Raw genomic sequence first — 22817 nt, forward strand, 5'->3', positions numbered from 1 at the left:
CCCCGGGCGGAGGAAACCCTCATCCGGCTGCGCGTCGGACCGTCACGGACGTCCGGACCTGTGTTCTCCAGGTCGGTCGGGCCGAGCCGTATCGAAGGCGCGAGCGGCGGCCGAGTACACGGCGTCGACGTCGGCATCGGGCGGGAAGCGTCGGGTCAGTTCGAGCTCGATCAGGCCGTTGATGGTCGCCCATGCGGCGCGGGCGAGGTCGAGGTCGCCGCCGGTGGCGACGATCAGCGGCTCGGCGGCGCGGTCCTCCAGTCCGCGCGGAATGCGGCTGCGATCCACGGGATGCGTGTTGAGGAGGCGATAGAGGTGGGGGTGGGCCAGGGCCCAGGCGCGGTACGCGCGCGACACGTCGGTGAAGGTCGCGGGTACGCCTCGGACCACTTCGGACAGCTCGGTCAGCCCTTCGATGGCCACTGCGATCTCGATGGCTGCCTTGTCGGGAACATGTTTGTAGAGGGAGGGGCCGCGCATCCCGAGGGCAGCTCCGAGTCGGCGGATGGTGACCGCTTCGACGCCTTCCGTCTCGAGGAGGTGTCGTGCAGCGGCGACGAGTTGGGTCTTGCGCGCGGAGCTCCTCCCCGTCTCGGGCATCCCCGTCGCTGTCGCGGCGCTCGCGCCGGCTCGGTCGGCGCGACCGGAAGGGGCCCCGGCCTCACTCGGGAGGGTCATCTCGAGGTGACCCGTTCCGCCCGGTCCTTGAGGGCGCGATTGAAGGCGTCGAAGCCGTCGTCGGCGTTCTTCGTGGCACCTCCCATGAGGCTGACCAGGATGCCGCTGAACTTCTCGCCGTGCGTCATCCGGGTGCCTCCATCGCCGTCACGATCCAGGAGAAAGAAGTGCTCGCCGTCGAACAGGCCGCCGAAGCCCAGCTTGCCGAGCCAGCGCAGCTCGCGTCCGGGGGCGGCGGCGAGGACGGTCGGCTTGAACGTCATGCCGCGGCCGCCCGCGGGGGAGAGACGGATGACGAGCCTGCTGCCGACCTCGGGAGTGCCCTCGACCCGGCTCATGAACGGGTTCCACTCCGAGTAGGACGCGAAGTCGGTCAGCACGGTCCAGACCGTGTCCGGGTCGGCGGCGATGTGGATCGTGGTCGTGATGGTGGTGCTCATGGCATTCTCCTCCGGTCGGGCGCTGAAGCTGTCAGTGCGAGCCAATTCAGCTAACGCTGATAGCCGGAGCTGCATTCCCGCCCTCCTGCGCGGTATGCCCCGTCGCGACGACCGGAGCGAAGCTCAGTCTCCGTCGTTCGGGGTCCATCCGAACCAGCCGTCGGCCGCCTTCATGACGGTCCAGTCATCGCAGACGTGGATCCTGCTGTTGTTCGGTTCGTAGACGTCCGGGGCGCCGTCGACACTGAGAATGGGGGCGGACCGGCGTTCGGCTTCGACGCACGACTCGGGGAGCTCCGAGTCGGAGACGAGGAGGATCACCGCGACGTCTCCCGCGTTCTCTGCTGGCGTGCGCAGGGTGATCTCCGTGGCGTCGAGGGGGATCCACCCCGCATCGACTGAGGCATCGGCGCCGAAGTGGTCCGCGTCGTCGTAGGTGTGGGTCGCCTGGCGATTGACCAGGTCATCGACGGCGGCGCATCCCGTGAGGGCGAGCGCTGCCGCCGTGAAGAGGACGGCTGCGCTTCTTCGAATCGGAGTCGTGTTCATCGTCTTGGTTCCTGTCGTCGGGCTGGTCAGCGGAGGGATGAGCCGGGGCGAGGTCGACGGGCTCATTCCCGGCGAGTGTGTTCCGGGGATCGGGTGATCGTGTTGCCGACGCGTGCCGCGAGCATGATCGAGGCCACCACCATCAAGCCGGTGGCAGCGAGCGCGAGTCCCAGAAGAGGGTCGGGCCAGCTGAGCGACCGTCCGGAGAGGCTCGTGATCAGCATGTGCGCGGTGAGCCATCCGAGGAGGACGGTGGGCGCCAGGATGCTGAGCAGCGGGACGAGGGTCTCCCACGAGATGATCCTCGTCAACGTGCTGCGGTGCATGCCGATGAGTTGCAGCAGGCTGAGCGTGCGTTGGCGGTCGTAGAGCGCAGCAATGGTCGCGATAGCGAGGACGGCGGCGGCGAGGAGGGTGACGATCACGATCGCCAGGCGCCCGATCTCGGTGAATTGCGTGGCGAGGTCGCTGTCGGTGTCGGCCACGAACTCGGCACGCGTCCACGCGCCTGCCGACCGGTCGACGCCCGGCGAGGTCAGGAGTGCGGTCCGGGTCTCTTCGATCGAGGACGCCCGACCGTCGGTGCGCACGATGATGTCGCTCATGCGCATGCCATCGAGCGTGGGAATGGTTGCTTCCTGCACCGCCGGGCCGTCGGGAGTGAGCGAGTAGATGCCGCCGGTCACTTCGCCGATCTCGGCTGCGAAAGCGTCGTCGGTCAGCGTCTGCGCATCTTCACCCGCGATGTAGGTCCCTTCGCCGTCGGTGTACGTGAAGTACACCCCGGTGATTCCGGAGACTCGACTGAGTCGCTCCTCGACGGACGCGACGGTGAGGTGGGTGTCCGGGTCGATGTGCGCAGCGACGGCGTCCTCGGGCAGGAGGGGCTCCGAGGTGTACGCGCCCGCGCTCACGCCGGCGGATGCAGAGAACGCGAACACGGTGATCACGAACGTCGCTGCGACGATTCCCGCAACCGACCGGAATCCGGCCCGGGGTGTGCGGACGATGCGACGGGAAGCGACGACGGCGTCCCCGGTCCGGGCGAGGCGCGCGAACCACGTCCCTGCCAGCCAGGTGAAGTACGGGCCCGCGATCAGGAGACCGATCGCGATCAGAGCGAAGCTGGCGACGACCGGAATGGCGAGCGGCACCGGAATCCGATCAGCGAACGCAGTGATCAGCACGAACAAGCCCCAACCGGCCAGCAGCGGGATCACCCGCGCGACGCTGGGGGTCTCCTCGAACACCGCCTGCGACGTCGCGCTGCTCCCGGCGCGCCGAGCGCTCCGTGAAGCTGCGAGGACCGAGCCGATCACCACGGCGACCGCGACGACGAGGACCACCGTGTTCGACACGGTGACATCGTTCGCGACGAGTCGTTCGCCGGCGACGGGGAGGAGTGCGAGCACCGGGCGCAGCGCGAAGAATCCGCCCACGCCGAGTGCCGCACCGAGGATGGCGGTTCCTGCCGCCTCGGCCAGCGCGACCCGCTTCACGAATCCTCTGGACGCCCCGATGGTTCGGAGCGTCTGCCACCGCTCAGCTCGCGCCGCCGACCCCAAGGTGGTGGACACGGCGACGAGCAGGAACGCGGGGATGAGGATGGCCAGTGCGCCGACCAGCGCGAGCGTCTGGTAGTTCTGGTTGCCCCCATAGGCGGCGGGTTCGCGGCTCACCGCGACTCCCGCGGACGACAGCGCCGAAACCTCCTCGGGTGTGCCGCCGACGACGACGACGAGCGAGTCCGGGCTGGCCAGGAGGCGCTCCGGGATCGTGCCCGCCGATTCCCCGTACCGGTCCTGGAGTTGCAGCGGCGGCGCGTTCTCGATGAGTTCAGCGAGTGCGGGCGAGGCCATGTAGGTGCCCGGGGCCGGGGCCTCCATGCCGGGGATGATCGAGTGTCCGCGAGCCGGTACGGCGATATCGAGTCGATCGATCCGCTTGCCGCCGAAGATGTCGTCCGATCGTGCCGCGATCGTGTTACCGGACGTCGCGGTGCTCAGCTCGGTCACGGACGGTTGGAGCAGGGAAGATCGGATGTCACGCGTCTCGAGCGCGTTCGCACCCGCGACGAGCATGAGCGCGAGCAGTACGCCGATGCCGACTCCGACAGCGACGCCGGCGAGGCGCCGCCAGTTGCCGCGCGTGCCGAAGACGAGAAGACCGAGCGGTCCCATCACGCGGCTCCTTCGAGAGCCGGGCTCGTGGCGCGGCCGTCACGGATGAAGATCTCCCGGTCGCTGTAGGACGCGACGCGAGCGTCGTGTGTGACGATGACGAGCGTGGTGCCCGCGCTCCGCACCACCTCCGTGAGGGTCTCCATCACTCTTTCCGCAGTCAACGAGTCCAACGCGCCCGTGGGCTCGTCTGCGAACAGCACCGCTGGTGCGTTCACGAGGCCCCGGGCGAGGGCGACGCGTTGGGCCTGCCCGCCGGAGAGTTCCGACGGAAGACGGCGTTCCATGCCTTCGAGCCCGAGACGTGCCAGCCACGAGTGCGCCTGCGCCAATGCTCGCGCACGCCTGGTGCCTGCGAGCATGAGCGGCAGGGCCACATTGTCTTGCGCGCTGAGTTCCGGCAGCAGCTGCCCGAACTGGAACACGAACCCCAATCGGGTCAGTCGGAACCGGGAGCGCTGATCTTCGGGCAGGGCGCTGACCTGCGTCCCATCGATGGTCACCTCACCGGCATCGGGGGTGATCACTCCCGCGAGGCAATGCAGCAGCGTCGATTTCCCGGACCCGGAAGGGCCCATCACGGCAACGATCTCGCCCTGGCGGATGGTGACATCCACGCCGCGGAGCGCATGTGTCCGCCCATGATGCTTCTCGAGCCCGCGGGCGGTGACGAGCGCCGGCCCCGCGTGCGGGGTGCCTGCGTGTGCGAGGTGTGTCATGACAGAGATTCCTTCACATCTTTGAGTCGCGCTTCCGCCAGGTCGATCCAACGGATGTCCGCTTCGGCGCGCAGCAGTGCGTGGTCGTACGCGAGCACGTCCAGCAGCGCGGCGTTCTGCTTGGCGCGAGTGAGTCGCCTCATCGCGTCCAGCAGGGCAGTGCGTTGAGCGTCCAGGATTCGCGCGGCGTCCTCGTCCAGAAGAAGAGCGATGACCACCTTCGCGAAGAGGTTCGTGCGCGACGCGCTTGCATCCGCGTCCGTCGTCGCCAACCACTCGATGACGCGCTTCCGACCTTCGGGGAGGCCTTGGTACTGCTTCCTCGATGGACCCGATCCGTCCTCCACGCCCACCATTTCGATCAGATGATCCCGGGCGAAGCGGGCCAGCATCGCATACACCTGTCCATACGCCAGAGGCTTCGCATTGCCGAAATGCTCGTCATAGAGCTGCTTCAGCTCGTATCCGTATCCCGGCCGAGCCTCCACCAGGCCCAGGAACGCCAATGAAGTGTCCACGGGATGACTATACACTGTGCGTATACGCCGAGTTCATAGTCGTGAGGGCGCCGTGAAGGGCGTGCGTGCAGCCCGGCGAGTCGACGCGGCCACTTGGAGTGAAGACCATGTTCCGGGGACCGGGTCAAGTCGGCCGAGGAACGTCCACTCAGGCCGTTCGGGGTCGGCGCCCCATCCTGTGTCACCGCCTCGGCGATTCAGCGGCAGCGGACGTTCGCGTGAACGGCGTGAGCGATCGGTGTCGAGCCCTGATTGAGCTCGAGGATCTGCCGTCGTATCCGTGGCTCATGGACCAGTTCCGCCAGCGTGGCGGCGACGTCCTCGCGCGCGATCTCGTCGTGCGGCTGCGCAGGTCCGAGGGCGACTCGTCCCGTTCCGGCGCAATCGACGAGCCTGGACGGCCGGAGGATCAGCCAGTCGAGGTCAGCGGCACTGACGGTGACATCGACGAGTTTCTTCACCGCGAAGTAGAACTCCTCATCATCGGAGAGGTGCTGCCCACGCCCCGCCTCGGGGAGCACCGAGACCAATGCGAAGCGGTTCACGCCGGCCAGACGCGTCGCCTCCAGAGCCGTCACCGCCCCCTCGCCGTCGATGGCCGCCGTGATGGTCCGCGCCCCTCCGTTCGACCCGGCGGTGTACACGACGATGTCCACACCCCCGAGCATGGATGCCAGGTCCTCGGTGGCCATGTCCGCGAGCTCCCCGACGCGCGCGACGACTCCCTGCGACGCGAGGTCCGCTCTCTGGGCGTCGCGGCGGACCAGGCCGGAGACCTCATCGCCGCGATCGATCAGGACCTGCGCCAGAAGCCGTCCGATGGCCCCGCTGATTCCGATGATGAATACCTTCATCGATCGCTCCGCTTCCTCGCCGTCGTTCGTCGTTGCCCGCCGACGGAGTCGTCACGGGCGATTCCGTGCACGTCCTCAGGCTCGCACCGGAGACGGCGGCTTCGCGTCGGTGAAGGACCCGTACTCAGGGGAGAGGCAGCTCCCGGAGCTCACGGCGAGACGTGATGCCGAGCTTCCGGAAGATGTTGCGCAGGTGGGCTTCGATCGTGCGTGGGCTCAGGAACAGCTGCGCGCCGACCTCCCGAGAGGTCGCCCCGGTCGCCACCAACCGTGCGATGTGCAGTTCCTGCGCGGTGAGCGCGTCGGTCGGTTGCGCGGTCCGCTTGCGCGGGTGCTCCCCGGTGGCGGCCAGTTCGCGGGCGGCGCGCGCGGCGAACCCCTCCGCGCCCATGTCCGAGAGGAGATCGTGAGCGGTGGACAACTCGCGGCGGGCGTCCTGACGTCGCCCCGCGCGGCGCAGCCATTCGCCGTACACGAGGTGGGCGCGGGCGGCTTCTCCGGCGATCAGGGACGCTCCGAGGTGGGCGATCGCCGCGCGGTACTGCTCCTCGGCCTCGGGGCCGGTCATCGTCAATGCTCGTGAGCGTGCCTCGAGCCCGAGCGCCCACGGCGTGCCGCTGGCGCGTGCTCGCGAACTCAGCTGCTCGAGCGCGAGCACCGCGCGATCCGCATCGCCCGCGCGCACCGATGCCTCGATGAGCTCGGGCAGCCCGACGGAGCTGAGTGCCGCCTCGACGGACTCGCATGCACGTTCTGCGGACTGCTGTGCGGCGGAGTACTCGCCGAGCCCGTTGTGGAGCACCGCGAGCGCGTACTGCGCCAGCGCGGCCTCGGTGCCGTTCTCCGGGAAACTGACGTCCCGACGGGTCAGGTCGTTCAGTTCGATCAGCTCGTCGCGGTCGCCTCGCCAGGCCGCCAGGATGATGTGGGCGTGGCGCAGCACCACACCACCTGTGGCCTCGGTGATCGCCGCCGATTCGGCAGCCAGCTCACCGGCACGGGCGAGCTGACCGCTGATCACCAGGACGCTCGACTGAAGCCTGAGCGCCGCGGGAAGCCCGGACATCGCACCGTCGGCACGCGCGAGGTCGACGTTGCGGGCCGCCAGCTCGTGGGCGAGGCGATCCTCCATGATTCCGACCGCGACCCGACCCGTCCTCCAGAGCCAGGACCGGCTCTCGCTCGCATGCAGGTCATCCTCGCGCACGGAGCCGCCCAAGGCCTCCAACGCGAGCCGGAGCGGTGGCGCACCCGCCGCGTACCCGCGGGCCACGGACATCGCCAGCCCGTTGAGAAGCAGCTCCACCGGCCGCGCGTGGACTCCCGGCCGGGGACCGGCGAGGACCGCTTCGGCCACCCGTGCCGCACCGGGCCCGTCGCCGTTGATGATCGCCGCATCGAGCGCGAGGAGGTAGGTCTCGCAGGAGAGCGCGGGGTCCAGTGGAGCGAGCGTCGCGGCGGCATCCAGGAGCATTCCCGGCACCTCCGGGCCGCGCGTCAGGTGGAACGCGATCCGAGCGCGCAGAAGTGCGAGTCGTGCTCGTCCCAGCGGGTCGAGCGGCCCGGCCGCCGCGACCGCGAGAAGTTCCAGTGCGGCCTCCGACGCGCCGGCCTCCTGCTTGGCATGTGCGGCCTCCAGCGCGCGCCTCGTCCGGTCGGAAGGCTCGGGCGTCAGCTCCGCCGATCGTTGGAGGAACGCGCCGGCGGCGGCGACCCCGCCACGGGAGCGGGCCCGCCCGGCCGAGCGCTCGAGCTCGGCGGCGACATCCTCGTCGGTGCCCACCACCGCATGGGCGCTGTGCCACGCCCGCCGGTCGGGGTCGAGCTGCGGGTCGGTGGCATCGGCCAGCGCGCCATGCGCGCGACGGCGGTCCGGGAGCGTCGTGGCCTGGTAGACCGCAGAGCGCACCAGCGGATGACGGAACCGCACCCGCGTGTCGATCTCGAGCAACCCGGTGTCCTCCGCCGGCGTGGCCGCATCGGGCGCGATCCCCAGCTGCGCGGCCGCGCGCCACAGCAGTGCGACATCGCCGGTCGGCTCGGCCGCCGCGATGAGGAGGAGGAGCCGCGTCTCGGTCGGCAGGCTGCTGGATCGGCGCCGAAAGCTCTCCTCGATGCGATTCGGAACGTCGAGCACCTCGGGCAGCTCGAACCCGCCGGCCCGTTGTGCCGGCTGCCAGCTCAGGGGCAGCTCCAGCAGCGCCAGGGGGTTCCCGCGCGCTTCGGCCACGATCCGATCGCGGACCCGCTCGTCCAACGGTGTGCGGACGGCGCCCGCGAGCAGCGCTCGTGCGTCACGCTCAACGAGCCCGCCGAGGCGCAGCTCGGGCAGTCCGGCGAATGCGGGAGCCTCGCCGTCCGGTTCGTCGCGCGCTGCGAGCACCAGGGCGATCCGTTCGGCCGCGAGCCGTCGGGCGACGAACGCGACCACTTGGGCGGATGCCTCGTCGAGCCATTGCGCATCGTCGACCAGGCAGAGCAGCGGCGCTTCTTCGGCGACCTCGGCCAGCAGGTTGAGGGTGGCCAGGCCGACCAGGAACCGGTCCGGCGCTGCACCGCCCTGCCGCCCGAACGCGACTCCGAGTGCGGACCGCTGAGGTTCGGGCAGCGCATCGGCGCGGTCCAGCAATGGCAGGCACAGTTGATGCAGACCGGCGAACGCGAACTGCGTCTCGGCGGCCACGCCGATCGAGGACTCCACCCGGAACCCTGATGAGTGTGCCGTTTCGCGGACATGGTCGAGCAGCACCGTCTTGCCGATGCCGGCTTGCCCGCGCACGACGAGCACCCCGCTGCGCCCGGCGCGGGCTCGGGACATCAACATCTCGACCGCTTGGCGCTCGGCGTCGCGGCCCAACAGATCGGCCAGGATCGCCCCCTTCAGGGCATGTCGGCTTCCTACTACGCAAGTCTCACCGATGCGAACGCCGCATTCAATCGAACATCGCTCCCGAGGCAGTCAACGCATCGGGGCTTCTACCGACGCGAAGGCGGGGTCGCTGATGAAACCCTGACGACGTGAGCAACCCGCCTTCTCCGCAATCGAAGGAAGCAGCCGTGCGATACGTCGTCATCGGGAACGAGCATCGTCCCCCGATCGGACGCGCGCCCGAGCATCGCGGTCGGAGCCGGCCGCTCGCTCGGCGCGGTCCTGCCCTGACGCGAGCTGCATCTGCGACCCACCGAGGGCACGTCACGCAGTCCGACGGCATCAGTCTCGCTGCCGTGCTCGGCGGCACCCTGCTGAGGTGGGGAAGGCGATCGCACGACGAGTCTCCGCGGCCGGTGACGGTTCGCCCGTGACGGCGACTCGCACCATCGCCGCCACGTGAGGAGGAAACATGGCTTGGAGCACCCGTGAGCTCGCCGAGCTGGCAGGTACGACGGTCAACGCGATCCGGCACTATCACCGGCTCGGCCTGCTGGACGAACCCGAACGCAGATACAACGGGTACAAGCAGTATGGAGTGCGTCATCTCGTGCGGCTGCTGCGCATCCGGCGGCTCGCCGACCTGGGCGTGCCCCTCTCCGACGTCGGGAGGGTCCATGCGGATGGGGCGAGCATGCCCGAGGTGCTCCGCGAACTGGAAGCAGAACTCGCGGCGAACATCACGCGCCTGCAGCAGGCTCGAGCCGACATCGCGGCGATCCTGCGCGATGACGCCCCGGCCGATGCGCCCCCGGGGTTCGCGTCCGTCGCCTCGCACCTCTCGGAATCCGACCGCTCGATCATCCACCTCTACGCGCAGTTCTTCGACGAGGAGGCGATGGCCGATCTGCGACGCATGGTGGAGGTGGATGCCGAGGCCGCCGCGGTCGGAGACGAGATCGACGCGCTCTCCGCAGACGCGGACGAGGGCGCCCGGCAGCGGCTCGCCGAACGGCTCGCGCCGACCCTCCTGCAGCACCTGATCGAGTATCCCTGGCTCTCGGATCCGGTGGGTCGTCTGTCGAAGAGCGAGCACGTGACGCGGCAGACCTTCATCGAGGCGGTGGCGGAGCTGTACAACCCCGCCCAGATCGACGTCCTCGCACGTGCCGGCATCCTCGCGGAGGAGCAGTTGCAGGCACGCCGTGCGACCAGTGCCGACCATGAGCGGCCGTCGCAGCCGTACGCGGCTTGACCCGGTTCCGAGAACACCGTTTCTACTGGGCACAGTCGAGATCGCTCGAATCCACAATCCGGCACGACGAAGGAATCCCCATCATGAATCCGCTTCAGGACCTCATCGACAACTTCCAGGACCTCGTCGCGCAGGTACCCGAGTTCATCCAGCCGTTCATCGTGATGCTGGCCGGCGCGATTCCCTTCATCGAGGGCGAGGGCGCAGCGATCATCGGCATCGTCGGCGGTCTCAATCCGATCGTCGCGGGCATCGCCGCGGCCGCGGGCAATTTCCTGTGCGTGCTCCTGGTCGTGCTCCTCACCAACCGGGCACGCACCGCCGTCGTGAACCGCAGCAGCGTGCGGATCGGCGCGACCGTGGGTGGCGCGGCACCCTCGGCAACGGACTACGAGGAGAAGGGCGCGGCGATCGAGGAGACCGCACCCGCCAAGCCGGAGTCGAAGGGCCGGCGTCGCTTCAAGCAGTGGCTCGTCCGCTTCGGCGTCCCAGGAGCGAGCATCCTCGGCCCGCTCGCCATCCCGACCCAGTTCACCTCCGCGATGCTCGTCGCCGCCGGGACCCCGCGAGCGTGGGTCCTCCTCTGGCAGGCGGTGGCGATCGTCATCTGGACGACCGTGGCCACGGTTTCGGCTTGGGCCGCACTCACCTTCGTCGTCGGGACGTGAATTCCGACGAATGATGAGCAACAAGATCGTGAAGGCCGGGGATGGCCATCGGCTTCCGCCGTATCGCTGGTGGCAGCTGTTCTCGCGCTCCCTCTTCCATCTGCGCCTCGTCGGCGAGGGTGGCGCACCGGAGATCTGGTCCGTCGACGTCCGGCACGGAGGCGACGCCGACGGCGAGGTGCGCGCGCGGCTCTACCGCGACGGCGTGAACCAAGCCCGGTCGAAGCTCCCTGCGGCGTTCGCGGTGCCGGGGGGCACCATCGAGGTCGTGGTCAGCGGCTTCGGGCTCAGGCGGTGCCACTACGTCACGCCCGACGGGTCGGAGCGGCAGCTCATGCCCGATCCCGCCTCGGCCGAGGGACGGCGTGCCCATCTCGAACGGACGAACCCGGGTCTGAGCCGCGCCATCGGCGTCGCATCGGTGAGCGTGCTCGCGGTCGCCCTCGTGCTCGCCGTGCCGCAGGTCATCGAGCAGGTCGCCCGAGTCCCGGCCATCGCGGAGCGCGTCGGCACGTTCACCAGCCCCGTCCACCTTCCGCCTTGGGCGAACATCTCGCTCCTGCTGGCGACGATCGCAGCGAGCACGGAGCGTGCACTGCGGCTGCGCTACAGCCGGATCCTCGACGGCGGCTTCTTCGACGGCGACGATTAGCGAAGCCGGCCGCCGACCCGTAGCCTCGCCCGGGAGATCGAGACCACCCCACGAGCCGCCGTGTACCGAGGAGGGACGACGTGTACGAAACGCGACCCGGCGACGTCACCGTTCCACGATCCGCGGCAGCGACGATTCGGCTTGCGGCCGCCGGGATCGCGGGGCTGCTCGTCGCGCTGCTCGCCGGCTGCGCCGGGATCCCGCAGGCCGTCCCGGAGGATCGTCGCACTGCCACCGCACCCGCCGAGAGATCACGGCCCGAGAGCGCGCCCGCCGGGGTGGAACCGCCGGAGCCCGGGTTTCCCGGGGTGAGCTGCGACACCCTCATCGACCCGGAAGCCGCCGGGGAACTCCTCGGGGCGCGCGTCGAGACGCCGCAGGTGCACGTGCCCGATCCGGCGATCGTGCAGGACAACGGCATCGAGTGCACCTGGGCCCAGGACAGCGTCGTCGACGGATTCGCCGTAGAACGGGACGCTCCGGCGGTCGTCCTCCGAGCGAGTCCCCACGGGGCCGACTACTGGCAGGGGTACGTGAGCGGGAGCGGCCACAATCAGTGGGATGACACGATCGGTGACGCCTCGGGCGTCGTGTGCGAACCCGGCGACCCGGTGGTGTGCACGTTGTCGGTCCTGGCGGGCGACATGTTCCTCGAGATCCGCGCGTTCGGCCTCGACGCGGCGCCCGAGCGGGCGACGGCCGCCCTCCGCGAACTGGGGGAGACGGCACTCCCGGTGCTGCTGGAGGGTTCGGCTGCAGTCGGCGCGAACCGACCTCGGTTGCGACACCGTACGGAACGGTGCTTGGCCCTCCTCGGGCAGCTCGCCGGCTCGCCGGGCCTCGACGGCGCCATCCTCGCACCCGACCGGGTGCCGGGACGGTCGATGACGAACACCGCCATCGATCTCACCGGATCCACCGCGTGCGAACTCGCCTTGGGGAACGACGGTCGCGTTCAGGTGCTGGTCGTCCCCGGCGGTGGGTGGATGCCGTCGGCCGTCGAAGCGCTGACCGACGGCTCCGCATCGACGGAAGCGAGCGGGGCGCGTCGCCTTCAGCTCCACGACGGTTCCTGGATCGAGACCGTGTCGGTGGGAAAGGACCTCGTACAGGTCCGCTGGCCCGGCGACCTCGAATCGGAGCGCGCGCGGACCGTCGTCGATGCCCTCGTCGCCCGACTCGGCTGACCGCACCCGACGACCGGGTGGTGGCCACTGGCCGGGCAGCGCCGTCGCGCTGCCGGACCCCGAACGGAGTGACCAGGCGCGACCGCGTCCCTTGACCATGTTGCGACCACACGGTGTGGGCTGATGGTGAGCGGCCGGTACCCCACCGGCCGGAGTCGAAAGGTCTGAGGATCATGGGTTACATCACCGTCGGTGACGAGAACAGCACACCGATCGAGCTGTACTACGAGGATCAGGGGTCGGGTCGTCGGCCCGTCGTGCTGATCCACGGGTATCCGCTCAACGGCCACAGCTGGGAGAAGCAGACGCGGGAGCTCCTCGCGGCGGGACATCGGGTCGTCACGTACGACCGTCGAGGATTCGGACGGTCCTCGAAGGTCGGCTCCGGATACGACTACGACACCTTCGCAGCGGACCTGAACACCCTGCTCGAGGCGCTGGACCTGCGAGACGTGGTCCTGGTCGGATTCTCGATGGGCACGGGGGAACTGGCCCGATACGTGTCCCGGTACGGTCATGAGCGCGTCGCGAAACTGGCGTTCCTGGCCTCGCTCGAGCCGTTCCTGCTGCAGCGCGACGACAACCCGGAGGGGCTGCCGCAGGCGGCGTTCGACGCCATCGCCGCTGCCGCGAAGTCGGACCGGTACGCCTGGTACACCCAGTTCTACAAGGACTTCTACAACCTGGACGAGACGCTCGGATCGCGGATCAGCGAGGATGCGGTCGCCGGAAGCTGGAACGTCGCCATCGCGAGCGCCCCGGTCGCCGCGTACGCCGTCGTCCCGTCGTGGCTCGAGGACTTCCGCGGCGATGTCGAGGCGGTCCGTGCCGCAGGCAAGCCGACCCTGATCCTGCACGGCACGAAGGACAACATCCTGCCCATCGACGCCACCGCCCGTCGGTTCCGGGAGTTGCTCCCCGAGGCCGACTACGTCGAGATCGAGGACGCCCCGCACGGTCTGCTGTGGACGCACGCCGACGAGGTCAACCGGGCACTGAAGGACTTCCTCGACACGTGAGCAGCTCGGTGCGGATGGCAGCCGGTCTGCCCTCCGCACCGTGCGTCCGCGGGATGTCGAGGGGACCTGGTCCGATGACCACCCTCGAGCCGGGGCCCGGATCCATGACCGTACGGTGCGTGAAGGACCGCTCTAACGAGGAGCGGTGTCGGCGAGTGCGCCCGACACGAGGGCCTGCACGAGCCGGTCGGCGTCGTAGTCGGAATCGCCGGAGGCTCCGATGCAGAGGTTGCCGATGCCCTTCAGCAGGCTGTACCCACTCAGGACCGGCTCGTGATCGAGGAGCCCTCGCTCCGCGCGCGCTGCCTCGAGGAGCGACCCGCAGACGGGCACGAGGCGGTCCACGAAGTACGCGTGGAGTTCGTCGGATCCTGCCGTCTCGCCTCGGAGCGCGTCTGCGAGGCCGTGCTTCGTCACCAGGAAATCCACGAACATGGCCACCCAGGCCCGCAGGGCCGCCGCCGCTGTTCCCCTCTCGGCGAGCAGCTTCGGTCCCGCCTCCGCACACGCCTCGACCTGGTGCCGGTACACCGCGACGACCAGCGCCGGCCGCGTCGGGAAGTGCCGGTAGACGGTGCCCACCCCGACCCCGGCCCTGGCTGCGATCTCCCGCACGGGTGCGTCCACGCCGGACTCCACGAACACCGCCGCGGCCGCGGCGAGCAGGTCCTCCTGGCTGCGGCGCGGGCGCCCGACGGGGCGCGGTCCTGCCTCGGAAGGCGGTGTGTTCGGCGCTGCGGGCATGGGCTCGTCCTCGCGGGTCGACGGCGACTTGCTTAACGGAACAGCGTTCCGTAAAGTTGCGGAGCGATGCTCCGATATAAGTATCGCAGAACGTCCACCCTCGGAAAGGAATCGCCATGGCCTCCTCGATCGTCCACACCTTGGACGGCATCGTCGGATCGGGCGCCCCGGTCCTCTCGGCTGCCCCGGTCACCCTCGCCTCCCCCGGCCGGCCCATCCCACTTGAGGTGCGCGTCTCCGCCCCGGCGACCGGAACGGACCTCCCCATCGTGGTCTTCTCGCATGGCAACGGGTGGAACCTCGACGGATACGCGCCCCTCACGGCGTTCTGGGCCTCCCGCGGGTTCGTCGTGATCCAGCCCACGCACCTGGACTCACGCCGGAACGGTTACGGGTTCGAGCATCCCGTGTTCCCGACGATCTGGACCCAGCGGATCGCCGATCTCACCCGCGTCCTGGATCAGCTCGACACCATCGAGGACGCCGTGCCGGGCCTTGCCGGCCGCGTCGATCGCAGTCGCGTCGCCGCCGCCGGTCACTCCTGGGGTGGACAGACCGCGCAGTCGCTGCTGGGCGCGCGGATCCTCGACGCGGCGGGCAGCGTCGGTGAGGACCTGTCCGACCGCCGCGTCACCGCCGGCATCCTCTTCGCCGCCACCGGCCTCGGCGGCGACCACCTGCACCCGTTCGCGCAGGCGAACTTCCCGTTCATGCGCCCCTCGTTCCAGGAGCTGACCACGCCGACGCTCGTCGTCGCCGGCGACCACGACCAGTCCAGGATGTCCAGCCGTGGGCCCGACTGGTTCACCGACGCCTACGCGCACAGCCCCGGTGCCACCGACCTGCTCACCTTCTTCGGCGCCGAGCACGGCCTCGGCGGGATCGTGGGATACGAAGTCGCCGAGACCACCGACGAGAACCCGGAACGCGTCGCCGTCATCCAGCGGCTGAGCACCGCGTACCTTCGCACCGCGCTCCACGTGGACGAGCACAGTTGGCCCGCCGCCCGAGCTGCATTCCACGACAGCGCGGAACCGATCGGCCGCGTCGACAGCAAGGAGCACCGGCTTCTGGCGGATGCCGCCACGATCGACTGACTCGGCGTGACGCGTTCACAGCCAGCCGCGGTCGCGCGCGACCCGCGCGGCGTCATGCCGCGTCGTCGTGCCGGTCTTCTGCATCGCGGTGGAGAGGTAGTTGCGAACGGTGCCGGCGGCCAGGTACAGGCGACGTGAGATCTCCTTGACCGAGTACCCCTCGCGCGTCTCGCGCAGCACGTCGGCCTCGCGTTCGGTGAGCGGGGAGTCGTCGACGACGGATGCCTCGAGTACGTCGTGTGCGATCCACCGTCGCCCGGCGTGCAGCTCGTGAATGACCGCGGCGATGTCCTCCGGGTCGGCTCCCTTGCTCATGAAGCCCAGCACGCCGAGCTTCAGCGCACGCCGAAGGACTCCTGGGCGCGCATGCCTGGTGAGCATCAGCACCCGCTGCTCGGGGCGCTCGGACATGATCGCCGCGACCGCCTCGAGACCATCCATGCCGCCCATTTCGAGGTCGACGACCAGCACGTCCGGTCGGTGGCGGAGCGTCGCGGTCACGGCGTCGCGCCCGTTCTCGGCCTGCGCCACGACCTCGATGGTTCCGTCCAGCGGCAGCAACGCCGCGAGCGCGGCACGCAGGAGCTGCTCGTCGTCCGCCAGCACGATGGTGACGGGACGCGCGTCGGTCACGGCGCACCCCCGTTCGTCCCGACGAGGGTCGTCGGGTCGATCCGGGCCGAGACGATGAATCGACCGGGTGGATGCTCGATGCGGAGCGTTCCGCCGGCGCCTTCCACGCGTTCTCGGAGGCGCGCGAGCCCGCGGAGGGGCGGGTCTTCATCGACGGCGACCCCGTCGTTCGCCACCTCGACGCTGCGCGGGGACGCGATGATCGTGGCCGTGCGGGGGTGGGCGTGGCGCAGCAGGTTGGTGGTCGCCTCTCGCAGCACCTGCGCGAGGAGCGGATGCGGGGCGACTCCGGATTCATCGTCGAACCGGGCGTCGACGGCGATGCCGGCCGCTTCACCGAGCCGCTTCGCGTTCTCCAACTCAGCCGCGAGGTTCAGCTCGTACCGGGAGTAGGCGAGGGAACGGGTTTCGGCGATCGTGTCGTCCGCCAGCCGGCGGATCTCGCCGAGCTCGACCTCGGCGCGGTCGGGGTCGGTGTGCATCACGCGGCCGGCGAGCGCGGCCTTGAGCTTGATGACGTGGAGGGAATGTCCCTGGATGTCATGCAGATCCCCGGCGAATCGCACACGCTCGCGCGCGACGGCCAGCTCCGCCTCCGTCTCCCGGGCGCGCTCGAGGCGTCGCACGATCGACCAGGCCTGCTCGCTGACCAGGATCACGGCCGCAATGAGGAATGTGCCGACGATCGGGATGGCGAGGTACATCGCGGTGAGCTGCCAGCTCGGCGGGTGGAAGATGAACGCCGTTGCTCCGATGGCCGCCACGCCGAGCGCGAACACGCTGATCCCCACCATCCGTCGCCTCGTACGCGCGAGCAGGAGCGCGCCCACGAGTGAGAGCGGGACGAAGCTGATGGGGCTGGCGGCGGTGAACGCGCCGATGGTCCATGCGGCTGCGGTGACCATGAGCGCGAAGATCGCGCGGCGCGGGTACCCGTCCAGGCTCCATTCACGCAGCACGCCGAGGGCGAGGAGGTACCCGACGGCCATCGTGACGCCCTCCCACCAGGACGTGGCGGTCAGAGCGACGCCGACCACGCTCAACGGAGCGATGGCGGCTACGGCGGTGATCATCGCCACCCTGCGCATGCGGGTGTCGGTCAGGGCACGGTCATCCGGGTGGTCTTCGATGGTCAGTTCAACTTTCGCGCTTCCTGCCGCTGATGGCGCGGCCGACCGGTCTCTTCGCGATCAGTGCGGACACGGCGAGGCCGACTGCTACATACTGTAGGGCCGGCAGGCCCGTGAAGATCCGGGTGATGCTGTCGGGCAGCGTGGTGAAGAGGCCGAAGTCGAAGTAGTAGAGGCCGATGTAGGCGAGGAAGACCGTCGCGGACAGGACGATGATCGCGTTGAGCGCGAGATCGAGGATTCTCATGATGGTCGAGGATCGCCACGACGGCAGCTGCCCGGTAGTGACGTGGTGTCATCTCGACGGGTGACACCACGCCACTACACGCCCCGACCGCCCCCGAGTGCAATGGGGTCATGGCCATCCACCCCGTCGCCACCGAAATCCGCCCGCGCGTCAGCTTCTGGCGGCGACCCTTCCGCGTCGTCCGGCAGAACCTGCGCCCCTACGTCATCCTGAACGCGGCTGCCTACGGCCTGTTCCTCGTGGGATTCGTCGTCGGACTGATCTTCCCCGAACTCAACGCTGCGCGAGCGACCGCACTCGAAGAGGACGGGACAGGCGAGCTCGTGCGCTGGCTCGTGAACACGCCCGCCTTGTTCGCGCTCGCGATCTTGGGAGTCAACGTCCTCCGTATGAGCCTCCTCGTCATCGTCCTGCCGTCGCTGGTCGTGCCCTTCGCCGGCCTCGCGCTCTTCGGATACTGGGCAGTCGAGACCGGGATCACTCTTGCGCCGACTTCCGCCGAGGCCTGGGTGCACCTCATCCCCCACTCGCTCACGCTGGTGGTCGAACTCCAGGCGTACACCCTGCTCCTGCTCGGCGCGTACCTGCTCGGACGGTGGTGGTTGTTCCCTCGCAGCGTCGGCGCGAGGAACCGGCGTCATGGTTACCTCACCGGTCTGCGACAGCTCGCACTGCTCGCGCTGCCCTCGCTCGCCCTGCTGGTCGCGGGAGCGGTGTGGGAGGCCTACTCACTGCGTTACCTGCTCCACCCGTTGACCCAGCTCCTGCTGTAGATCGACCGAAGCGGAGTGATGTGTTCGCCGCCGGCGAATCCCGGTCGCCCCGATTTGACCCGGTTCCGAGAACACGGGTTCTCATCGTGGAAGCCGCAACCAGCAAGCCGAAGGCTCGTGCAACGAGCAGGAAGAGGAATGATGATCGAAGCACAAGACCTCTCGAAGTCGTACGGCCGGAAGACCGCCGTGGACACCGTCTCCTTCACCGTCCAGCCCGGACGCGTGACCGGATTCCTCGGCCCGAACGGCGCCGGCAAGTCCACCACCATGCGCATGATCATGGGCCTGGACAACCCGACCGGCGGACGTGTGACGGTGAACGGCCGACCCTATGCGACGCACAGGGCTCCGCTTCGCGAAGTGGGCGCGCTCCTCGATGCGAAGGCGGTCCACACCAGGCGCTCCGCGTACAACCATCTCCGGGCCATGGCGGCGACCCATGGCATCTCGAACCGCCGGGTGAACGAGGTGATCGAACTGACCGGACTGGGCCCCGTCGCCAGGAAACGCGTCGGCGGTTTCTCGCTCGGCATGGGCCAGCGGCTCGGCATCGCGGTCGCCCTGCTGGGCGATCCGCACACCGTGATCCTGGACGAGCCGGTCAACGGGCTCGATCCCGAGGGCGTCCAGTGGGTCCGGCATCTCGCCAGGGATCTGGCCGCGGAAGGTCGCACGGTCTTCCTGTCGTCGCATCTCATGTCGGAGATGGCCCTGACGGCAGACCACCTCATCGTCATCGGACGCGGACGGATCATCGCCGACGCGCCGATCCAGTCCATCATCGACGGGCAGAGCTCGGCGCGGGTCCGGGTGCGAGCCGATCGCCCGCAGGATCTCATCGGCGCGCTCGCGGGCGACGGCGTGACCTCGCAGGTGCTCGAGCCCGAGCTCGTCGAGATCAGCGGCGTCGAGGCGCGTCGTGTCGCCGAGGTCGCCCTCCGCGAGCGCGTCCTGGTCTACGAACTGACCCCGCTGCAGATGTCGCTCGAGGGCGCATACATGCAGCTGACCAAGGGCGAGGTCGAGTACCGATCCCAGGATCTCTCGAACACCTCCATCCCCGTAACCATGGAAGGACGCTGACCATGACCGCATCAACCGCAACATCGTCGACACCGACGATGCAGACCTCCCCGTCCGGGGCCGATTCCGGAATCACCTTCGGTCGCGTGCTGAGGTCCGAGTGGATCAAGGTCACCACCGTTCCCTCGACGATCATCCTGATCGCCATCAGCGTCGTGGTGATGATCGGGCTCGCCGCGCTGGTCGCCTGGTCGTTGGGCCTGGCGGGCGACGCCGTGCCGCCCGGCGGCGCCTTCGCCGTCCCCTCGTCCGGCCTGGCTTTCGGGCAGCTGCTCATCGCCTCGCTCGCGGTGGTGCTCATCGCCTCGGAGTGGGGCACCGGCATGATCCGCTCGACCATGGTGGCGGTCCCCGGCCGCACGCAGGCGCTGGTGGCGAAGGCGGCGGTCATCGCGGCCATCTCGTTCGTCGTCGGGTTCATCAGCGCCCTGGCGTCCTACTTCGTCACCCAGCCGATCCTCGAGGCCCGAGACCTCGGGTTCGCGCTCGGGGAGGACGGCGTCTTCCTCAGCGTGGTCAACAGCGGGACCTTCCTGGCGCTCGTCGCGCTGATCTCGATGGCCACCGGCACGCTACTGCGCAACACCGCCGGTGGTATCGTCACCGTCGTCGGCGTCTTCTTCGTGCTGCCGGTGATCCTCCAGACCCTCGCAGGCCTGGCCGAATGGATCGTGGACGTCGCGCGGTTCCTGCCCGGGGAGGCAGGCCAGCAGATGGTCGCCGTCTCCACACCCGACGGCGCGCTGACCCGCATGGAAGGCGGTCTCACGATGGCGGCGTGGGCCCTCGCACTTCTCGTGCTCGCCCTGGTCGTGACCAAGAAGCGCGATGTCTGAGACCGGGGTGCGCTGGGGTGCCGCGACACGACGTGGAGCCGTTCGCGCTCCGGCACCGCGGGTCGAAACACATGGGACCGACCGGCATGGTCGCGGGTGGAGTTGCTCGGGACGAAAGATCGCGCGCTAGCGAAGCGCTGTGGCGTCGCGCGGTGCAGTGGATGCGCGCTCGACCAGCGTCGCGCGCAGCTCGGGGGCGACACTCGGCGCGGGGCGCCCCTCGACCGCGCTGAGCGCGAGGTCGGCGAAGAATCGTCCGAGGCCGGCCGTATCCACACGGATCGTGGACAGGGTCGGCTCCAGCATCGACGCGAGTGGGGTGTCGTCGTGGCCGATGACGGAGAGCTCGCCGGGCACCGAGAGCCCCATGCGAAGCGCGGCGCCCACCAGGGCGCCGGCCACATCGTCGTTGTACGCCGCCACGGCGGTGACCCCCTGAGCGCGCCAGGTGCTGAGCGCGGCACGGGCCGAGGCATCCGTCAACTCGAGATCGTCGGCCGGCAGCGCATCGAGGCCGAGCGAGTTCGCGGCCTGCTCGGCGGCACGTCGCCGCAGCCGCACGAGGTCCGCGACGCGCGGGTCGGCTGAGCCGGCGAACGCGATCGCGCGGTGCCCGAGGTCGTGCAGGTGGCGGATCTGCATGCCGGGCCCGTCCTCCGTCCACTCCTCCACGGTCGCGTGGTCGGGGTCGGGGATGATGCGCGCCACCCCGGCCGCTCGGACCGAGGCCGCCTGCCCGGATGCCCAGGGCGTCATCGACATCACCAGGTCGGGTTGCAGGGTCTCCCAGAGCGGGCGGGCGTGGCCGGTGGGGTGCGGGGTGTAGGTGATGAGCGCGTAGCCGGCCTCATCGAGGGCGAGCGAAGCCTCTTCGATGTTGCGGCGGAGGTTGAAGTCGAGCGGCCAGTCGGGCAGCACGAGGAGCACGATTCGCGAGCGTCCGCTGGCGAGGGCGCGGGCCGCGATGTTGGTGCGGTAGCCCAGCCGCTTGGCCTCATCGAGAACGCGGGTGCGGGTCGCCTCCGAGATGGTCTGGCCGGGTGTGTCGTTCAGAACGAAACCCACGGTCGCGCGGGAGATGCCGAGGGATCGGGCGATATCGGCTGCCGTGACGCGGCGTGGACTGGTCGTCTGCGACATCCGCCTCCTCCTCCTGCATCGATACTTGCGCGCGCTAGTCCCTCAATGTAGCATCGTCTGCATTCGCTAGCACGCGCTAGTAGCGAGTCGAGCGGATCTCCCAGACACTTTCCCCACTCACCTGACAACGGAGTCCTGATGAATCCCATCGACCGCGACGACGAGCCCATCGTCACCCCGGTGCCCTCCCCGCTGCCCACCGCGACCGTCGACCCCGACGCCATCGCCGAGGAACACGATGCCGGGCAGCGGAACGACGCCGTCGGAGACCTGCCCAAGGTGGACGCTCGGTACATCTGGTTCATGGTGCTGGCGCAGTTCGGCGTCTTCATGGCCTTCATCACTCCCCTCGCGATCTCGCTCTCCATCCGCGTGAACGAACTCGCCCCCGGCCGCGAGGAAGTGCTCGGCTACATCACCGGCGCCGGCGCCCTGTTCGTCATGCTCACCGCGCCGTTCATGGGCGTGTGGAGCGACCGCACGCGCACGCGCATCGGCCGCCGGCGCCCCTTCATGATCGGCGGCATGATCGTCGGCGTGATCTCGCTCGTCGTCATGGCGCTCGCGCCGAACGTGCTCGCGCTCGGCTTCGGCTGGGTCCTCGCCCAGTGGGGCTGGGGCACCGTGCTCAGCAACCTGCAGATCTCCACGGCCGACCGCCTGCCCGAGGAGCAGCGCGGCAAGGTGGCAGGGCTCACCGGCTTCGCCACGCAGGTCGCGCCCGTGTTCGGCGTCATCCTCACCGTCGGCGTGACCGGCAACGCCCTGATGCTCTTCCTCCTCCCCGGCATCGTCGGCGTGATCCTCGTGACCCTCTTCGTCGCGCTCGTGCGCGAAGACGACAGCCGCGGCCTGCCGAAGGACGCCCTGACCGTCGGGGGCCTGCTGCGCAAGTACCTCTACAACCCGGTGCAGTACCCCGACTTCTCCCTGAACTGGCTCGGCCGCTTCCTCTTCTACTTCGGCCTCACCCTGAACACCACGTTCACGGCGTTCTTCTTCGCGAGCCGCCTCGGCATGCAGGTCACCGAGGTCGCCGGCATCATCGCCACCCTCGGCGGTGTCGGTGTGCTCGCGGTGACCGCGGGCGCGCTCGGCGGCGGCTTCCTCTCCGACCGGTTCCGACGCCGCAAGGTCTTCGTCGTCACCGGCGGTGCGCTCATGGCCGGAGGGATGGTCCTCATGGCCGTTTCGTCCGACCTCCCCGCCCTCATCGCGGGCTCGCTCATCGTCTCGACCGGTATCGGCATGTTCTCCGCGGTCGACCAGGCGCTGCTGCTCGATGTGCTGCCCGAGAAGGCCACCGACGCCGGCCGCTTCATGGGGATCACCGGCTTCGCCACCTCCATCCCGCAGTCCGTCGCCCCGCTCATCGCGTCCTCGATCCTGCTCGTCGGCGTGACCGGCGACGAGAAGAACTACTCGCTGCTCTTCTTCATCGCCGCGGGCCTCGTGCTCGCCGGCGGCCTCGTCATCCTCCGCATCCGCTCGGTGCGCTGAGCCGCTCCGCCGGCCGGCACCGCCATACGACGACCCACCACCG

23 protein-coding genes are annotated in these 22817 nt (G+C 69.4%); 10 read left to right on the forward strand and 13 right to left on the reverse strand.

Translation table 11 applies throughout. The annotated features are described in order from the left end of the window. Positions 1 to 42: 42 nt before the first annotated feature. The 8 genes from WBQ80_RS10665 to WBQ80_RS10700 all read right to left on the reverse strand — a co-directional run bounded on the left by WBQ80_RS10665 (position 43) and on the right by WBQ80_RS10700 (position 8795). Positions 43 to 600 carry a TetR/AcrR family transcriptional regulator gene (locus tag WBQ80_RS10665; protein ID WP_337282548.1) on the reverse strand — a complete coding sequence of 186 codons (558 nt, stop codon included), beginning with the start codon at positions 598 to 600 and terminating at the stop codon, positions 43 to 45. Between the two features lie 74 nt (positions 601 to 674). Beyond that, the gene (locus WBQ80_RS10670; RefSeq protein ID WP_336571519.1) at positions 675 to 1118 is read right to left on the reverse strand and encodes an SRPBCC domain-containing protein; all 444 of its coding nucleotides are present in this window, start codon (positions 1116 to 1118) and stop codon (positions 675 to 677) included. A 123-nt stretch (positions 1119 to 1241) separates the two neighbouring features. Further along, complete coding sequence (locus WBQ80_RS10675) at positions 1242 to 1667, reverse strand: hypothetical protein (RefSeq protein ID WP_336571520.1); 426 nt, start codon at positions 1665 to 1667, stop codon at positions 1242 to 1244. 62 nt (positions 1668 to 1729) lie between these two features. After that, entirely contained in the window at positions 1730 to 3847 is a 2118-nt protein-coding gene (locus WBQ80_RS10680) for an ABC transporter permease (protein WP_336571574.1), read from the reverse strand. Continuing rightward, positions 3847 to 4566 (reverse strand): ABC transporter ATP-binding protein, encoded by a 720-nt coding sequence (locus WBQ80_RS10685; protein ID WP_336571521.1) that lies wholly within the window; start codon positions 4564 to 4566, stop codon positions 3847 to 3849. Before WBQ80_RS10685 ends, WBQ80_RS10680 begins: the two co-directional genes overlap by 1 nt. Continuing rightward, positions 4563 to 5084 (reverse strand): PadR family transcriptional regulator, encoded by a 522-nt coding sequence (locus WBQ80_RS10690; RefSeq protein WP_336571522.1) that lies wholly within the window; start codon positions 5082 to 5084, stop codon positions 4563 to 4565. Before WBQ80_RS10690 ends, WBQ80_RS10685 begins: the two co-directional genes overlap by 4 nt. Before the next feature lie 197 nt (positions 5085 to 5281). Then, entirely contained in the window at positions 5282 to 5938 is a 657-nt protein-coding gene (locus tag WBQ80_RS10695; RefSeq protein WP_336571523.1) for an NAD(P)H-binding protein, read from the reverse strand. A 124-nt stretch (positions 5939 to 6062) separates the two neighbouring features. Then, positions 6063 to 8795 (reverse strand): ATP-binding protein, encoded by a 2733-nt coding sequence (locus tag WBQ80_RS10700; protein ID WP_336571524.1) that lies wholly within the window; start codon positions 8793 to 8795, stop codon positions 6063 to 6065. Positions 8796 to 9279: 484 nt separating this feature from the next. Between WBQ80_RS10700 and WBQ80_RS10705 the strand changes: the two genes are divergently transcribed. From WBQ80_RS10705 to WBQ80_RS10725, 5 genes are all read left to right on the forward strand, one after another. Then, on the forward strand, positions 9280 to 10062 hold the full coding sequence (locus WBQ80_RS10705; RefSeq protein WP_336571525.1) for a MerR family transcriptional regulator: 783 nt from the start codon (positions 9280 to 9282) through the stop codon (positions 10060 to 10062). 83 nt (positions 10063 to 10145) lie between these two features. Continuing rightward, positions 10146 to 10730, forward strand: a complete 585-nt coding sequence (locus WBQ80_RS10710; protein ID WP_336571526.1) for a small multidrug efflux protein — start codon at positions 10146 to 10148, stop codon at positions 10728 to 10730. A 10-nt stretch (positions 10731 to 10740) separates the two neighbouring features. Next, on the forward strand, positions 10741 to 11382 hold the full coding sequence (locus WBQ80_RS10715; RefSeq protein WP_336571527.1) for a hypothetical protein: 642 nt from the start codon (positions 10741 to 10743) through the stop codon (positions 11380 to 11382). Positions 11383 to 11690: 308 nt separating this feature from the next. Next, positions 11691 to 12569, forward strand: coding sequence for a hypothetical protein (locus tag WBQ80_RS10720; RefSeq protein ID WP_336571528.1), 879 nt, complete (start codon positions 11691 to 11693; stop codon positions 12567 to 12569). 173 nt (positions 12570 to 12742) lie between these two features. Next, positions 12743 to 13588 carry an alpha/beta fold hydrolase gene (locus WBQ80_RS10725; RefSeq protein ID WP_336571529.1) on the forward strand — a complete coding sequence of 282 codons (846 nt, stop codon included), beginning with the start codon at positions 12743 to 12745 and terminating at the stop codon, positions 13586 to 13588. 132 nt (positions 13589 to 13720) lie between these two features. On the opposite strand, the gene WBQ80_RS10730 is transcribed toward WBQ80_RS10725, so the two are convergent. Beyond that, positions 13721 to 14332, reverse strand: a complete 612-nt coding sequence (locus WBQ80_RS10730; RefSeq protein ID WP_336571530.1) for a TetR/AcrR family transcriptional regulator — start codon at positions 14330 to 14332, stop codon at positions 13721 to 13723. A gap of 116 nt (positions 14333 to 14448) precedes the next feature. Here WBQ80_RS10730 and WBQ80_RS10735 point away from each other — a divergent pair, with 116 nt between their 5' ends. After that, positions 14449 to 15429 carry an alpha/beta hydrolase family protein gene (locus tag WBQ80_RS10735; RefSeq protein ID WP_336571531.1) on the forward strand — a complete coding sequence of 327 codons (981 nt, stop codon included), beginning with the start codon at positions 14449 to 14451 and terminating at the stop codon, positions 15427 to 15429. Positions 15430 to 15444: 15 nt separating this feature from the next. On the opposite strand, the gene WBQ80_RS10740 is transcribed toward WBQ80_RS10735, so the two are convergent. From WBQ80_RS10740 to WBQ80_RS10750, 3 genes are all read right to left on the reverse strand, one after another. Continuing rightward, positions 15445 to 16062 (reverse strand): response regulator transcription factor, encoded by a 618-nt coding sequence (locus WBQ80_RS10740; RefSeq protein ID WP_336571532.1) that lies wholly within the window; start codon positions 16060 to 16062, stop codon positions 15445 to 15447. Further along, positions 16059 to 17135 carry a sensor histidine kinase gene (locus WBQ80_RS10745; RefSeq protein ID WP_336571533.1) on the reverse strand — a complete coding sequence of 359 codons (1077 nt, stop codon included), beginning with the start codon at positions 17133 to 17135 and terminating at the stop codon, positions 16059 to 16061. The genes WBQ80_RS10740 and WBQ80_RS10745 overlap by 4 nt, the downstream gene beginning before the upstream one ends. Before the next feature lie 64 nt (positions 17136 to 17199). Then, positions 17200 to 17439, reverse strand: a complete 240-nt coding sequence (locus tag WBQ80_RS10750) for a hypothetical protein (RefSeq protein WP_336571534.1) — start codon at positions 17437 to 17439, stop codon at positions 17200 to 17202. 110 nt (positions 17440 to 17549) lie between these two features. Here WBQ80_RS10750 and WBQ80_RS10755 point away from each other — a divergent pair, with 110 nt between their 5' ends. From WBQ80_RS10755 to WBQ80_RS10765, 3 genes are all read left to right on the forward strand, one after another. After that, positions 17550 to 18212 (forward strand): hypothetical protein, encoded by a 663-nt coding sequence (locus WBQ80_RS10755; protein WP_336571535.1) that lies wholly within the window; start codon positions 17550 to 17552, stop codon positions 18210 to 18212. A gap of 141 nt (positions 18213 to 18353) precedes the next feature. Then, positions 18354 to 19298 carry an ABC transporter ATP-binding protein gene (locus WBQ80_RS10760; protein ID WP_336571575.1) on the forward strand — a complete coding sequence of 315 codons (945 nt, stop codon included), beginning with the start codon at positions 18354 to 18356 and terminating at the stop codon, positions 19296 to 19298. 38 nt (positions 19299 to 19336) lie between these two features. Then, positions 19337 to 20134 (forward strand): ABC transporter permease, encoded by a 798-nt coding sequence (locus tag WBQ80_RS10765; RefSeq protein ID WP_336571536.1) that lies wholly within the window; start codon positions 19337 to 19339, stop codon positions 20132 to 20134. A 126-nt stretch (positions 20135 to 20260) separates the two neighbouring features. Here WBQ80_RS10765 and WBQ80_RS10770 read toward each other — a convergent pair whose 3' ends face one another. Next, the gene (locus WBQ80_RS10770; protein WP_336571537.1) at positions 20261 to 21274 is read right to left on the reverse strand and encodes a LacI family DNA-binding transcriptional regulator; all 1014 of its coding nucleotides are present in this window, start codon (positions 21272 to 21274) and stop codon (positions 20261 to 20263) included. A gap of 138 nt (positions 21275 to 21412) precedes the next feature. Between WBQ80_RS10770 and WBQ80_RS10775 the strand changes: the two genes are divergently transcribed. After that, positions 21413 to 22774, forward strand: coding sequence for an MFS transporter (locus WBQ80_RS10775; protein WP_336571538.1), 1362 nt, complete (start codon positions 21413 to 21415; stop codon positions 22772 to 22774). The last annotated feature ends 43 nt before the right edge of the window (positions 22775 to 22817 follow it).

The organism is Agromyces sp. CCNWLW213 (genome assembly GCF_037199545.1).
GTDB lineage: Bacteria > Actinomycetota > Actinomycetes > Actinomycetales > Microbacteriaceae > Agromyces.